Origin of the sequence: Paraburkholderia piptadeniae (genome assembly GCF_900007165.1) — a bacterium.
In the GTDB taxonomy this organism is placed as follows: domain Bacteria; phylum Pseudomonadota; class Gammaproteobacteria; order Burkholderiales; family Burkholderiaceae; genus Paraburkholderia; species Paraburkholderia piptadeniae.
Window position 1 is genome coordinate 61,758 of the sequence record NZ_CYGY02000081.1, and the last position, 14,245, is coordinate 76,002.

At 62.3% G+C, this 14,245-nt stretch carries 11 protein-coding genes; 4 read left to right on the plus strand and 7 right to left on the minus strand.

The features are described 5' to 3' along the window. Positions 1-36: 36 nt before the first annotated feature. The 5 genes from pgaB to BN2476_RS36825 form a co-directional block, all read right to left on the minus strand. Positions 37-2,064 (minus strand): poly-beta-1,6-N-acetyl-D-glucosamine N-deacetylase PgaB, encoded by a 2,028-nt coding sequence (gene pgaB, locus BN2476_RS36805; RefSeq protein ID WP_087739113.1) that lies wholly within the window; start codon positions 2,062-2,064, stop codon positions 37-39. Between the two features lie 6 nt (positions 2,065-2,070). Further along, the gene (gene pgaA, locus BN2476_RS36810) at positions 2,071-4,116 is read right to left on the minus strand and encodes a poly-beta-1,6 N-acetyl-D-glucosamine export porin PgaA (RefSeq protein WP_087739114.1); all 2,046 of its coding nucleotides are present in this window, start codon (positions 4,114-4,116) and stop codon (positions 2,071-2,073) included. Positions 4,117-4,923: 807 nt separating this feature from the next. Then, complete coding sequence (locus BN2476_RS36815; RefSeq protein WP_087739115.1) at positions 4,924-6,267, minus strand: TldD/PmbA family protein; 1,344 nt, start codon at positions 6,265-6,267, stop codon at positions 4,924-4,926. Beyond that, entirely contained in the window at positions 6,267-7,703 is a 1,437-nt protein-coding gene (locus BN2476_RS36820; RefSeq protein ID WP_087739116.1) for a TldD/PmbA family protein, read from the minus strand. The genes BN2476_RS36815 and BN2476_RS36820 overlap by 1 nt, the downstream gene beginning before the upstream one ends. A gap of 404 nt (positions 7,704-8,107) precedes the next feature. Continuing rightward, positions 8,108-8,908, minus strand: a complete 801-nt coding sequence (locus BN2476_RS36825) for an EAL domain-containing protein (RefSeq protein ID WP_235851121.1) — start codon at positions 8,906-8,908, stop codon at positions 8,108-8,110. Positions 8,909-9,251: 343 nt separating this feature from the next. On the opposite strand from BN2476_RS36825, the gene BN2476_RS36830 reads away from it, so the two are divergent. Then, on the plus strand, positions 9,252-9,575 hold the full coding sequence (locus BN2476_RS36830) for a DUF1330 domain-containing protein (RefSeq protein ID WP_087739130.1): 324 nt from the start codon (positions 9,252-9,254) through the stop codon (positions 9,573-9,575). Between the two features lie 55 nt (positions 9,576-9,630). Here BN2476_RS36830 and BN2476_RS36835 read toward each other — a convergent pair whose 3' ends face one another. Further along, a complete protein-coding gene (locus tag BN2476_RS36835) occupies positions 9,631-9,978 on the minus strand; it encodes a DUF4148 domain-containing protein (RefSeq protein ID WP_087739118.1) in 348 nt (115 codons plus the stop codon). A gap of 201 nt (positions 9,979-10,179) precedes the next feature. Here BN2476_RS36835 and BN2476_RS36840 point away from each other — a divergent pair, with 201 nt between their 5' ends. The 3 genes from BN2476_RS36840 to BN2476_RS36850 all read left to right on the plus strand — a co-directional run bounded on the left by BN2476_RS36840 (position 10,180) and on the right by BN2476_RS36850 (position 12,444). Beyond that, positions 10,180-11,268 carry a catalase family peroxidase gene (locus BN2476_RS36840; protein ID WP_438942931.1) on the plus strand — a complete coding sequence of 363 codons (1,089 nt, stop codon included), beginning with the start codon at positions 10,180-10,182 and terminating at the stop codon, positions 11,266-11,268. Next, positions 11,265-11,804 carry a cytochrome b gene (locus BN2476_RS36845; RefSeq protein ID WP_087739120.1) on the plus strand — a complete coding sequence of 180 codons (540 nt, stop codon included), beginning with the start codon at positions 11,265-11,267 and terminating at the stop codon, positions 11,802-11,804. The genes BN2476_RS36840 and BN2476_RS36845 overlap by 4 nt, the downstream gene beginning before the upstream one ends. Positions 11,805-11,868: 64 nt before the next feature. Further along, positions 11,869-12,444: a DUF1349 domain-containing protein gene (locus BN2476_RS36850; protein ID WP_087739121.1), complete on the plus strand. Its 576-nt coding sequence runs from the start codon at positions 11,869-11,871 to the stop codon at positions 12,442-12,444. A gap of 48 nt (positions 12,445-12,492) precedes the next feature. Here BN2476_RS36850 and xylB read toward each other — a convergent pair whose 3' ends face one another. After that, positions 12,493-13,959, minus strand: coding sequence for a xylulokinase (gene xylB, locus BN2476_RS36855; protein WP_087739122.1), 1,467 nt, complete (start codon positions 13,957-13,959; stop codon positions 12,493-12,495). Positions 13,960-14,245: the final 286 nt, after the last annotated feature.

Below are 14,245 nucleotides of genomic sequence, written 5' to 3' on the forward strand. Positions count from 1 at the left end.
GCTTCGTTCTTCGTGTTCGAAACCCTCGCGCGATGCTCAGCCCAACATCCCCTGATTCGTTCGCAGCGTGCTTTGCACCGACATCACATCGCGCAGCACGGTCGTGTCCGGCCGGTTCTTCAGGAAGTCGTCCGGCCCATAGCCCAGGTGCACGACGCCCGCGGCGTTGAGCCGCTTCATCTGCGCGCGCAGGACGGCGGCTTCGACGGGCTGCTGCGTCTGCGCGTCGACGGCGGGCAACTCGAACACGGTCTTCGCCGCCGCGCCCGGCTGTTTCATTACGGTCTGCTGAAGGCGATCGAGCCATGCGTCGCTCACGCGCCCGTTTGCGGCCCGTGGCGCCGCCGTCAGCGCGACGAAGTCGTAGTTCGCGAGCGCTGCGGCGACGGAGAGCGAGAAGTTGCGCTCGGCGTTCGGATCGAGCGCGGCCTCCGCTGACACCGTGCGTGCCGTCAGCACATTGCCGCCGCCCTGATAGGCGCGCACGCGCTCGGCGAGCTGGTTCGTGAAGGCGGTCAGATACGCTGTCTTGTTCTTCGCCCAGCGCTGCATCAGTTCATCGGAAGCGTGAATCTGCACGATGTCGCCGGGCATGCCCCACGAGCGATAGACAGCCATCGCGGCCGCGCTCGTGTCCTCGTACGCGTTCAACGTCGCGTCCGCGCCGAACACGAGGCCGTTGAAGCTCGAGTAGCGCGTGAGGTCGTCGTACAGCTCCTGGATGGTCTGACGCGCGAGTGGATCGAATGGGCTCAGGCGCTGCGCATCGCCCGGGCTGTTCGCCGCGACTTCGACGAGTTGCCCGGCTGCTGCATGGCCCTTCGGCAGATCGAATGCGAGCAGCGGCATGTGCGCATACACCTGCACGCCCGCGCGCGTGATCAGCTGCCACGCGACGCGGTTGAACAGATCGGCGCGCATCGGCATATGACGGTTCGGGTAGTACATCGCGCGCGCGACGCCCGTATTGTCCGGGTCCCAATACGCCTTCAGGTACACCGACTTCGGTTCGAGATCCTTGATGCGATCGAGCAGTCGGCCGAGCTTCTCTTCGCTCCTGTTCGGGTCGATGTCGTACATCTCGTCGAGCGACACATTGACGACGCGCTCCACCGGATTGTGCTCACCGCGATACGCACGCGACGAACGCATCTGCGCGATCAGCGTGCCCACGTCCCAATCGTATGAAACGAGCAGACGGCGAATCTGCGTGAGCGGGACGTCGGGCGTGTTCGGACCGTCGTCGAGCGTGAAATGCACGGACATGCCGAGCGCCTGCGATGCCTTGATGAGCGCCGCGTTATACATGCCATACGGCCACACGGCCGAGCGCACCGTCACGCCCGTGCGGTCCTGGATCAGGTCGACGCTCTTCTTCAGATCGTCGTGCACGCGCGCCTGGTACTCTTCATCCGTTTCGTAGCGTTGCAGTTGCGGCAGATACAGATGCGCGCTCGCGGCAGGCAACTCGTTGCCTTGCGGATTAGCAAGCGCGCCGTGATGCATGTCGTGCGTGTGCGACGCCACTTCGACGAGACCCGATTGCGACATCTCGCGCAGATCGTCCCAGCTCATGAAGTAGCCCGGCGGCATCACCGACTTGTGGCTGATGCGCACGGGGTCGCCCGCAGGCGTATCGGTCCAGCGCGTGACGACGCCGATCAGCGCCGGATAGCCGTATTGCTGCAGCAGCGGGAACGCGTGCGTGAACTGGCTCTTGTACGCGTCGTCGAAGGTCAGCAGCACGGCGCGCGGCGGCAGGCGCGGTCCGCCGTTGCGCGACGCGACGATCTGATCGACGCTCACGGGCCGAAAGTCCTTCGCCTTCAGCCACGCGAAGATCGTGTTGAGCGTGCCCGTGCTGATCGCGCACGTATCGGCGACCGTCGTGACATCCGCGTGCAGGTCGTCGCGGATGTCGTGAATCGCGAGCACGCGAAACGTGAGGCCATCGTCGGCATCCTGCGGCGGCAGCCTGTCGAGCGCGAGGCGTGCCTGTGCTGCGGGCACCGCGGCGAGACCCGCGGCGAAAGCGAGAAAACGTCTGCGATTGAGCTTGTCCATGGTCGCCTACAGAGGAATGTTCAGGTTCAGATAGATGAGCTTGCTGGTCTCACGCGTGCGGTCCATGCGCTGGCTGGCGACACCGATGCCATACGCGAGCGACGCGTGCGCGCTGAACTGCCACTGCTGTTCGAGACGCACTTCCCACAGCATGCTGTTGCCGATATCCGTTTGCCGGTAGCCGCCGATGGTTGCGTACGCGCGATTCGCGAGCGACTGGTCGGCGTTGCGCCACGACGTCCACTGGTACATCGCCGTCAGTTGCGCGGTCATGTCACGATGAGGCGCGAAATACGCGGTGTTCGCGAGCGTGTTGCTGCTCGTGTTCAACTCGACCCACGTCGCGACGAGATGGCTCGGCGTATTGATGAGGCGCTCGTACCACGTGCCGACCCACGACTGGTTCACGTTCGTGTCGCTATAGCGCGCCGCGCCGTAGGTGAGATCGAAGTACCGGTAATCGTCGATGCTGTAGCGCACGCTGCCCGTCGCCGCGCGGCCCGTCACGCCTGCCTGATAGGCCTTCCACGGCAACGAGTTGACGTTGCTGTCGACGCCCGCCGAAAAGCGCCAGCGATCGTCGGGTGCGTAGCTGACACTGCCGGCGCCGCCTGTCTTCGCTTGCGGTCCCGTCGAGTGATCGACTTCCGCTGCCGCATCGATGCCGCGAAAACGAAAGTCGCCGCCGATGCCGTTGCGCACGCGGCTCACGCTGTTGCCGTCACCTGTATCCGCGCGGCCGCTGAACTGATGCGCGAACACGCGCCAGTAGTCGGCGAGCGGCATCGAATAGAGCTGCGTATCGATGCCCCAGTTGTTGTCGGCGAGAACCGAGTTGCCCTTCTGCCCGTTCGCCGCGATGATCAGTTGCGGGCTCTTGTACGCCGCGTAATCGCGCTGGAATGTCTTCACCGTGTTGTTCTCGGGGAATCGATCGCCGAAGGTCGCGTTCACTTCCGCTGCGCGGTCGTACTGGTTCAGTTCGAGCGCGGTGCGGCCGAGGCCCGCGAGCGTTTCGATGTCGCCGGGGTGATCGACGAGCGTGCCTTCATAGACCTTTTGCGCTTCATGCGGACGCTGCTGCACAAGCGATGCATCCGAACGCGCGCTGATCAGCGCGGGATCGAACGGCGCTTCGTGGCGCAACGCGTCGAGCGCGGCGACGCCTTCGCGCGTGCGGTCCGTGTAGAGCAGGTACTGCGCCTGCAGCTTCTTCACGCGGCCATAGTCTTCGTTGACGTCCTCGGGATGCTCGGCGAGATCCGCGCGCATGGGCGTGCTCGCCGAAATCTGCTTCAGCAGTTGCTGCGCGTTGTCGTAGCGGCCCGAATCGAGGTACGCGAAAAAGAGCCCTTCCTGCACGTCGATGCGCTTCAGCGCGTGCGGTTCGACGGAAGGCACGAGCGGCTCGACGGGCGTCTGCAATGCATGCTCGTACGCAGGCGCCGCCTTGCGCGGCTCGTCGAGATACGTGTACGCATCGCCTGCCGCTGCATAGGTGCGCGCGGGCATCGGCTCGTTCGAGCGCGACAGGTTTTCGTAGAGCGTGGTCGCTTCCTTCATGCGGCCGAGCCCCTGCAATGCGGCGACTTTTTCGACGAGCGCCGAGCGGCGCACGTCGGCGTATTCGTCGGTCGATGGCGTGCGCGCAAGCATGTCGTCGATGTGCGCGTGCGCGGATCGGGTCTGCGCGAGGCGGTCGGATTCATCGGAAGCGAGCGATTGCTGCCGGCCCCAGTGCACTTCCGTTTCGACGACGAGTGCTTCGATCTGCAACAGGTCGTGCTCGGAGAACGCATCGCGGCTTGCGCGTGCCTCTTGCAACGCAAGCTGCGCAGCGCCGGCGCCCGCTTCCGCGAAGATGCGTTTGCGGAGCTGGTCGCGCTCCGTGTCGATCTTGCCTTCAGCGACTTGTCCTTCTGCGGCTTTCCCCGTGTTTCCGGACGCAGTGGTCGGCTGCGCGGCGCAGTAGTCGCGCGCAAGCAGAACCATCAGCAAGGCGGTCGCCTTGACTGCGGCGTGCTTGTGTCGGCTAGAGCGTTTGGTTTTCATGGTTCCTCGCTTGTCGGTGCCGATCTCCAGACAAAAGCGAGCCCCTGCACCATGCGAATGGCGCATGGAGAGCAACAACGGTCGCGAGCCTGGCGAACAGCCTGGAGTTCAGCGTTTCATTTCGACGGCCGGTTATCGCATTGCGCACCAGCCTCGGTCTTTTGCGCGGGCAGGCTTATAGCGAAGTCCGTACCAGCACCCCGCTGAACCTTCTGCTTAAAAGGCTCGCCGCAAAAAGCGAGTCGCAAGGGGAACGTAAATGGTCAAATACGTTTCAACGCTGAACTCGACAAGCAATGCGAATCAATCGCGCGACAGCGGATGACACTGCGAAGCAATCGCGTGTATTCGATGCCAAGCCACGCTTGGCAAGCTACTGAGCTTGTGCATCGCAACAGTTTCGTGCTTTGATTCAAAGCTGAAACGGCATTCACATGAGTGAATCGGGATGTTGTGGCGACACCCTTATGTGCGAATGCAGCGCTTGCGAATGTGCAATGAAACGCTCGCGTTATTTCTCGATAGTGTGCGCCAGCGAACATAAGCACTTGTTCATCCGATGTGCGCCAGCGTACGGAGCGCGGCTCAAGGACTCGGGTATTGTCTCGCTGCACAATCAAGACGAAGACTAACGCGGACCGTGGAAGGCACCGCGACAATCGCATCGCCATCTGATTAGCGATGCAAAATAAATGCTTGACGTGGTAATCGATGATGATCTCTTCCGACAGGAGAAAGCGGACGCTGCGCGTGTGCGCAACGCCCTCTTCTCTCACGCCGCGACGCACGCAATCAGCACGGTTCGAGTCATAGCGTCAGTTCGAAAGAACGCACGAGCAGACCGGGCAGCATCATGCCGCCCGTCGCGCGCTCGCCCCATGTCCAGTCGTTCAGTAGCAACTCGGGCTCGTTGCCGATCCGCTCCAGCTCGCAGCCGAGCACGCGATACAGGCTGTCGTCGAAGCGCATCGCGTCGACGGGCGCGACAATGCGGCCGCCTTCGACCCAGAACGTCGCGAAGCGCGTCATGCCAGTCAGGCGGCAGTTCATGCGGTCGGAGAAGTTCACGTACCAGAGGTTGCCGATATAGAGCCCCGTGTCGAGCGCGGAAAGCACATCGGCTTGCGCAAGATCGCCGGCTTGCATCGACAGCGCGGACGGCACTTCTTCCGACGTCGCGCCATTCGGCACAAGGCCGTATTCGCGGGCCGTGCGTGCGCTGGTCAATTGATGCGCGCCTCGGCCGGCATTGATCAGCCGCACGGTTTCGCGACGATAGCCGTCGCCATTGAAGCGCGGCGTGATGTCGAGCGCGAGATCTTCCGTCAACGTGACGCGCGGATCGAGCGACACGTCGCCGGTGTTGAGACGATAGAACTCGCTGCGCGCCGTCGCTTGCGTGCGCGCGGAGAACGCGCTGAATGATGCCGCTTCCATCAACTCCTGCAACGCGGCGGGCGCGAACCACACGCGATATCGTCCCGGCTTCAGCGTGCGCGGGTTGCGTGCAAGAACGGGCAGACGCGCGGCGGCTGCTTCGACTTTTGAAGCGAATATCGCATCGCTCCATGTATCGCCTGCATAGTGGCTCCTGATTGCGCGTCCGTTCGCCTCGTATAGCGACCAGCTGAAATTGAAGTTCGACACTTCATACCAGCCGCGACTGCCCAGCGACGACGCGAAGCCGCGCGCGATCGTGCCGCCTGCGTAGAAGCCCACGAAGTCGAGGCCGTTCGCGCATTGTGCGACGACCAGCGGCAAGGTGTCGGGCGATGGCAGCCTGCCCGTGCGCTGTGTCGATTCCGACCAGACCGTCGTATCGAACAGTAGATGCGGATCGTCGGGTGCGTCGCGCAAACCATTGCGCAGCGTCTCGACCGTCGCGCCGATTGCGTGCGTATCGGCACCGATGTCGCCGCAGATCGTGAGCGTCGAATAGGCTTGCCGTTGTCCGTCGATCAGTCTCAGCGTGAGCCGGCCTTGCGAAACGCGGCCCGTTTGCCGAACCCTTCCCGCGTTGAAGCGAATGAAGTCGGACTGTTCGGCGGCGAACGATGTGAGCGCAATTTCACCGACCGCGAGGCGCTGCTCGATTGCCCGCGCGAGCGACATGAAATACGCGTGTCCGACGAATGAGGGCTTATCGTTCATCACACGCCTCCGAACACGTCGACGTTCGCGAATATGCAGGCGGGCGACGCATGCCCCACACGGATGATCTGCATCGGCTCGCCCTTGCCGCACATCGACGTCCCATACACGACGCGTGTCGCTTCGTTGCCGACCGCAACGAGACTACGCCAGAAACTCGCAGAAATGCCCCGGTAATTCGGCTGACGCACGACGCGTGAGAGCTTGCCGTTCTCGATCAGCTGGCCGAACTCGCAGCCGAACTGGAATTTGTTGCGCTGATCGTCGATCGACCACGATGTATTGGTGCGCATCAGAATGCCGTGTTCGATGTTCGCGATCATGTCGTCCAGTGAGCTAGCGCCGGGCTCGACATTCAGATTCGCCATGCGGTCGATGGGCGGACGATTCCAGCTCGACGCACGCGAGTTCGCCACGCCCGCGAGACCCGCGCGCTGCTGCGACAGCGCACCGCCAAGCGGCCGCACGAGCACACCGTCGCGAATCAGGTACTGACGTGTCGCGCGCGTGCCGTCGTCATCGAATGCATAGCTCGCGGCTTCTTCGCGCGGCTCGGGATCGAATGTGACGTTGAGCAGTTCGGAGCCGTAGCGCCAGGTGCCGAAGTACTCTGGCTTCACGAAGCTCCAGCCCGCGAAGTTGCGCTCGTCGCCGAGAATGCGATCGAGCTCGAGCGGATGCCCGATCGATTCGTGTATCTGCATCATCATCTGATCGGGCATTAGCAGCAGGTCGCGCGGACCGGAAGGACAGTTCGGCGCGGCGACCAGTTGCAGCGCTTCATCGGCCACGCGCGCGCCCGCGCCGTCGAAGCCGAACTGCGCGAGCACGCCGAGGCCGCCTTGTGCGAGCGTGCCGTAATCGCCGCCGAGCGTGCGCACCTGCGTCACGCCTTGCGCGTGCGCCGTCACGGAAATCTGCGGCAGCAAGAAGCGACAGCGCTGTTCGATGCGAACGCCGTCGCTCGTCAAGCAGATCTGATCCGTTTGCGTGATCTGCACTGAAGCCGTTCTCTCGACGACGCGGCTATCGATGTTCGCCGCCGCACATTCATGCCGCAAACGTTCGACCCATTCGTGCCGCGTGAGCAATGCCTGCTCTATTGCAGGCGATTCGTACGTGCCGCTCTCCGCGGGCCGGCCGATTTGCCGATGATCGATCAACGACACCGCCGCGCTCGTCTTCGCGCGCTGCGTGGCGATATCGAGCGCGGCTTGCAGACCGCTCTCCGACAGATCGGCCGTCGCGGCATAGCCCGCGCCGGCGCCGCACCACGCCACCAGCATTGCGCCCCGATCGCTCGATATGCGCAACGGCAGCGCGACATCGTTGCGTACCGCGTGATCGTCGACGCGCTCGTCGACGATGCGCAGCGACCAGAAATCCGCCTCGCTGCGCAACGTGCGCGGCAAGCGGTTCATCATGGGATCGGCCATCGGGGTGCCTCACGAATGTCACGCGCCAGTGCGAACATAAACCCGCCCGGCGGGCGCGGTAAACACCGCGCAAGTGCCCTATCGTACGCGATACCCAAAGCGACGTTCTCTCGTGTGCCACACGTGTTGCGTTGCCAGGGCTGTGTCGCCATGACTTACGCTGACTTCACGGGCTGTGCCCTGCCGCACATTCGCGGCCACGAACTGTCGGCGACATCACATTCAGTCGTGCGGCTGCTTGTACGCGCAAGCATTTTCACCTCGTAAAACAAGTGGTTTTCTCACGCTTGCCGTGCACGATCTTGCGCGCAAATTGATGCATTTCTGAACGACGTCAGTGTCGCGTGTGAAGAACGCGTATTCGCATGGCGTGATCGGTGAATCGGCTTGCCGCGAATCTCCTATCAAGCAGCGCAACGTTCCTGGACGGGGACACTTGCATAGTCGAAGGTCGGGCGCGCGTAGAAAAAGCCTTGCGCGAGTACCTTCGGCCATTGCGCGAGCCATTGCGCAAGCGCCTGCGTTTCGACGCCCTCCGCGACCACCGTCACGTCGAGACGTTCGAGCATCGACAGCACGCCGGACGCCACCGCTGACGCGCGCGGGCATCCCGGCACACTCTTGAGCACTTCACGCGCGACCTTCACTGTATCGACGTCGATCGTGCTCAGCAGCGCAAGGGACGAATAGCCGGTGCCGAAGTCGTCGATGGCGAGCCGCATGCCGGCTTCGCGCAAAGGTCTCGTCAAAGTTCGCGCGGCCAGCAGACGGGCCGCGTCTTCCGTCTCGACGAGTTCGAGTTCGAGCAGATCCGGTTCGACGCCGTGCAACCGCGCGATCTGCACGACGGTCGCCGGAAACGACTCGTCGGCCACGACGCTGGGCGGAACGTTCACGGCGACGGGACATACCGGTTGCCCCAGACGCCGCGCGTTCGCAAGCGCCCTGCATGCGCTGTCGATCACGTGACAGGTCAGTTGCAGCGCAATCAGCGGATGATCGAGCGCGACGAGAAACGCATCGGGCAACAACATTCCGTAGTCCGGATGCATCCAGCGGATCAGTGCTTCGACGCGCGCGAGCCTGCCTGTCTTCACATCGTAAATGCCCTGAAACGCGAGCGGAAATTCACTCGCCAGCAGGCCTTCGCTCACACGGCGTTCGAAGTTGTTCAGCTCGCGTGGCGCATGCGCATCGTGAGCCATGCCGGTGGTTACGCAGGAGATCGTTTCATTGCCTGAATTGGCGGCGGTAGAGTGGCGAGCATCCATCGTAGGGAAGGCCTTGTTATCGAGGAGTGGATTGGAGTGGCTTTCCACCCCCGATGCACGTTTCGTACCACAGGACCACGAAAATCATCCGATCTGCTTAAGAACCGCATCGCGCTTCATTCCACGGGCGATGGTTCGCGACCCGCGCATGAATCGAAAACGCAGCAACGTTTCGTGTGCGAAACATCGGCACTGCGCCGCATTACCTCAGAGGTAGTCGATTCGCCGAGCCGCCGGCGATATGCTGGCCTCATTGGTCAATGGCCTGGAGATCGGCATGTCAACGTTTGCGATTGCGCACTTGCACGAAGTGAAGATGGGCGTCGAGATCGTCGAATACCTGAAACGTATCGACGCGACGCTTGCGCCCTATTGCGGCCATTTCGTGCTGCACGGCGGCCGCTATGAACGGCTCGAAGGAGACTGGCGCGGCGATCTGATCGCCATCGAGTTTCCGAATCGCGATCTCGCGCGTGCATGGTATCGATCCGATGCGTACCAGGCGATCTTGCCGTTGCGCACCGGGAATTCGATCGGCGATGTGATTCTGATCGACGCGGTGCCGGCATCGCATATCGCGACGGATGTATTGTGCGGATGAAGCATGGGTGGCGTTTCGTCGGCCCGGAAGCGCCACCCGCGTCCTCTCGTCGTGCTCAGCTGCCGAAGTAGACGCTGCAATAGCTGACGGGCCCGACACACGAATTCATGCCCGTGCCTGTGCCAGTCATGGGCACGCGAGATCCAGCCGAATGCGTGCCCGACATGTTTGCACCCACACCTTCGGCATCCTGAGCAGCCTTTTGATGCGCGACCTGTTGCTGATAGATTGGCGCGACCTCGGGATAGGAAGCGTCCGTCACGAATTGCGAACCGTTCTGCTCGGCCTGAATCAGTTCCTGACGGACTTCGGCACGCGTCTTTTCCTGAGCGAATGCGGTGGAGGCGATACCCGTCGAAACAAGTGCGGCGATCGAAACGCTCAACAGTGCAAGCTTCTTCATTTCCAGCTCCTCGGTATGAGATGAAGGCGATGCGGCACGTCGTGTGCTGCGCTTTCACTGTGATGAACAAAGGGACCGTCGAATCTATTCCCGTTTCCTGATCCCTTCCAACGACAAAAAGATTTCCCCACTTCGTGGAATAAACGCTCCCTGTTCCTGTTGACCCTTTATGCGATGTCATAGACAGGAAAAGGAGCATATGTGATGAACCCCAAATCCCCTGCGGGAGCGCCTCGCTGCATTCCGTGCAGGTTCGCCGCGATTGGCGTGGCCGTCCTTGCCCTCGCCGGCGGCTTCGCGTACACAGCCGGCTGGCTGACACCTGCTCGCCTCACCACTTACCGCATCATCGATCAGTTCCAGGCCAACGCGGGCCCGCATCCGGGCTATCGCCGCAATCACGCGAAAGGTCTTTGCGTCGAGGGCTATTTCGACAGCAACGGCAATGCAGCCTCGATTTCAAGTGCACAAGTATTCGCGTCGGGACGCACTCCCGTCATCGGCCGCTTCGCCATTCCGGGTAGCAATCCGTCGGCGCCCGATGCAAGCGTGCCGATTCGCAGCATGGCACTGCTGTTCATGCAGCGCGACGGCCAGCAATGGCGCACAGGAATGAATTCCACGCCTCTGTTCGCCGTGCATACACCGGAGCAGTTCTATCAGCAGCTTCTCGCGGCGAAGTCCGATCCGAAAACGGGCAAACCCGATCCCGCGAAGATGAAGGCGTTCTATGCAGCGCATCCGGAAACGCGGCCGTTTCAGGAATGGTTGAAGGCACACCCCGCGTCGTCTGGTCTCGCGAATGCCGCGTACTACAGCATCAATGCGTTCCGCTTCATCGACGCGAGCCGACATGAGCACGCGGTGCGTTGGTCCGTCGAACCGGATACGCCGTATGCCCCAGTAGATCCGCGGGAAAAGGGCGATCCCGACTTTCTTTCGAAGCAACTCGACGAGCAGCTCAAGCACGGCGACGTGCGCTGGCATCTGATCGTGACGGTTGCCAATGCGGGCGATCCAACCAACGATGCGACGCTGCAATGGCCTGCCGACCGGCAGCGGATCGATGCCGGTACCGTCGTGGTGGAACGCAGCGCGCCGCAAACCGATGGCGTATGTCGCGACGTGAACTTCGATCCGACCGTGTTGCCGGACGGCATCAAGCCATCGGACGATCCATTGCTCGCTGCGCGCTCGGCCGCCTATGCCGTGTCATATCAGCGACGCACGCGTGAAGAAGCGTTGCACGCCGCGCCCGCTACTCCGAAACCTGAACGGAACCCATCATGACGAATTCGACTCGCCATTTTTCTCCGCTCGCGCGTTTACTGCACTGGACGATGGCCTTTCTGATACTCGCGATGCTGTTCATCGGCATCGGCATGGTCGCCACGGTTTCGCACGCGCATGACACGCTGATTGCATTGCACCGGCCGCTCGGCGTTGCGTTGCTCGTGCTCGCGCTGATTCGTCTGGGCGTACGTGTGAAGAACGGCAGTCCCGCGCTGCCTTCGGACATGCTCGTGTCGCAGCGATTCGCGGCCAAAGCATCGCATTTCGTTCTCTACGCGCTGTTCATTGCGATGCCGTTGATCGGTTGGGCGATGCTCTCCGCGGGCGGATATCCCATCACACTGTTCGATGGATATCACTTGCCGGCAATCGTGCCGCAAAACGTCGATCTGTTCGCGCTATTGCGTGCGCTGCATACGTGGTTTGCATTCGCGTTGTTCGCGACAGTACTCGTGCATATCGCCGCGGCTCTGTTTCATGGACTGATCCGCCGCGACGGCGTATTCTCCAGCATGACTCGCGGAGCACGCTAGACATCAGTGCGCCACGCCGGCAGCATCACGCGACACAAACGAAAACCCCGCAAGGAGACATCGCGTGTTCGAACAATGCGAGTGGTTCAATGAGCCATCGGCGTGGTCGCTCGATGGTGACACGCTTCGAGTGACGACCGATCCGAAGACCGACTTCTGGCGCGAGACGCACTACAGCTTTACGCGCGATTCGGGCGACTGCTTCGGTGTGCGCACGCAAGGCGACTTCACCGCACAGGTGCGCATACGCGGGCAGTTTCATGCGCTTTACGATCAGGCCGGCCTGATGGTGCGCGTCGACGAATCGACCTGGATGAAAGCAGGCGTCGAATTCACCGACGATGTGCTGATGATGAGCAGCGTGTTGACCGTTGAGCAGTCGGACTGGGCAATCGGATCGCCGATTGTCGGCGTCGACGGCTTCTGGATGCGGGCAACCGTCGTTCGAGGCGTTTTGCGCGTGCAGTACTCGATCGATGGGAAAACGTGGCCGCTATTGCGGCTCGCGCCTTTTCCCGCGGCGGCTAGTTATTTCGTCGGACCTGTATGCTGCACGCCGGAACGTGGCGGACTCAATGTCGAGTTTTCGAGCTTCGCTGTCGGTGCGCCGCTGCAAAAAAATCTGCACGATCTGAGTTGAGAAGATGGTTGCGTGGCACACGTTGCTGTGCGCCGCGCAGTACTGCATTCATACCGCGGCCGCAAACCCCGCTTTGAGCGCCTGATAAATGCTGCGATAACGCGCGAGCCTTTCTGCAAGCAGCGGTGCGAGCGTGCGGTCAGGTTCGCACGATTCGAGCGTCGGCGGAGCGAGGCATACGTCCTTGATGGCCTCGCCCGTCACGGCAAGCCGTGCGAGACGCGCCGCACCCAACGCCGCGCCGACGTCGCTGCCTTCATGCCGATGCATCGTGATGCCCGTCGCCGATGCGCACAGATTTGCCCAGAACGGACTGCGCGAGCCCCCGCCGATAAACGATGCACTTTTCAATGTCGTACCAGCGCTTTGCAGCGCGGCGTAACCGTCGGCCATCGCGAATGCGACGCCCTCCATCACGCTGTACGCAAGATCGCTCGTGGTGTGCGCGCCCGTCAGCCCCCAGAACACGCCGCGCGCATTCGCATCGTTGTGCGGCGTACGCTCGCCGCTCAGATACGGCAGGAAAATGGGCGCCGTAGCGGGATTGGCCGCACTCGCCATTTCAGACAAGCTGCCGACTTCGCGGCCCACGACTTTCGACAGCCATCCGAGACTCGATGCCGCGGACAGAATCACGCTCATCTGATGCCAACGACCGGGCAGACAATGACAGAACGCGTGCACGCCTTGCTCGGGATTCAGCGCGAAGCGATCGGTTCCTGCGAACAGCACCCCCGATGTGCCGAGAGAAAGAAAAGCACTGCCCGCTTCGGCGACGCCCATGCCGATCGCGCTGGCCGCGTTGTCACCCGCTCCGCCGCATAGCACGACGGGACCCGTTGTGCCCCAATCCCGGCGCAACCCGTCGCTCAGCTGTGCAGCGGGCGCGCTGCCTTCGACGAGGCGAGGCATGTGCGCGCGGGTCAAATCCGTCGCCGCGAGCATGCGATCGGACCAGTCGCGCTTTGCGACATCGAGCCAGAGCGTGCCTGAAGCATCTGACATGTCAGACACGAAATCGCCGGACAGCCGCCACGCGAGATAGTCTTTCGGCAACAGCACCTTTGACGCGGCACGAAACACATCGGGTTCATGCTTGGCCAGCCAAAGCAGTTTCGGCGCCGTAAAACCGGGCATGGCGAGATTGCCGGTAATGTCGCGGGATTCCGGCACGAGCGCTTCGAGCTCTGCGCACTCGGCGAATGCACGTGTGTCGTTCCAGAGTAACGCGGGTCTCAGTACCTCGCCGCTCTGATCGAGCAGCGTCGCTCCGTGCATCTGTCCCGAGAGCCCGATTCCGCGCAGCGCTGCAAATGCCGTTGGATTCGCGCCGCGCACGGCGGCCACGGCGTCGAGTGTCGCCTGCCACCATGCTTGTGGATTCTGCTCGGACCAGTGCGGATGAGGCTGCGAAACCTCGAGACGGACGCCGCTGGTGGCGAGCGTCGTCGACGCATCATCGGTCAGAATTACTTTTACCTCGGACGTGCCGAGGTCGATTCCAAGGAAAGTCACAGCACGTCTCCATATTTGACATGAAGTAACCGGCTGTTCAGGGCCGGCGTCTGTTCGACTCGATGAAACGTGACGTTACCACGGTACGCGGTGAGCGCATGACTTCGCAGCTTTTGCTAGTGCGCCGCTGCTGCCGATGTATGTGCATACCGGCTATCGGGGCACTTTTCGCAGTCGTGTCGCGACGGCAAGGGAATGTGGCCGGCGGCCGAGGCAGTGGGGTATTGACGATGGGGTGAAAGCGCCGCGGGGGAGAATGAGATAAAGGGCGCCACAAACGCCACGG

Bases quoted from the DNA above. Each gene is read 5' to 3' on its own strand.
- pgaB (WP_087739113.1), bottom strand. From the start codon at position 2,064: ATGGACAAGCTCAATCGCAGACGTTTTCTCGCTTTCGCCGCGGGTCTC.
- pgaA (WP_087739114.1), bottom strand. From the start codon at position 4,116: ATGAAAACCAAACGCTCTAGCCGACACAAGCACGCCGCAGTCAAGGCG.
- BN2476_RS36815 (WP_087739115.1), bottom strand. From the start codon at position 6,267: ATGAACGATAAGCCCTCATTCGTCGGACACGCGTATTTCATGTCGCTC.
- BN2476_RS36820 (WP_087739116.1), bottom strand. From the start codon at position 7,703: ATGGCCGATCCCATGATGAACCGCTTGCCGCGCACGTTGCGCAGCGAG.
- BN2476_RS36825 (WP_235851121.1), bottom strand. From the start codon at position 8,908: ATGGCTCACGATGCGCATGCGCCACGCGAGCTGAACAACTTCGAACGC.
- BN2476_RS36830 (WP_087739130.1), top strand. From the start codon at position 9,252: ATGTCAACGTTTGCGATTGCGCACTTGCACGAAGTGAAGATGGGCGTC.
- BN2476_RS36835 (WP_087739118.1), bottom strand. From the start codon at position 9,978: ATGAAGAAGCTTGCACTGTTGAGCGTTTCGATCGCCGCACTTGTTTCG.
- BN2476_RS36845 (WP_087739120.1), top strand. From the start codon at position 11,265: ATGACGAATTCGACTCGCCATTTTTCTCCGCTCGCGCGTTTACTGCAC.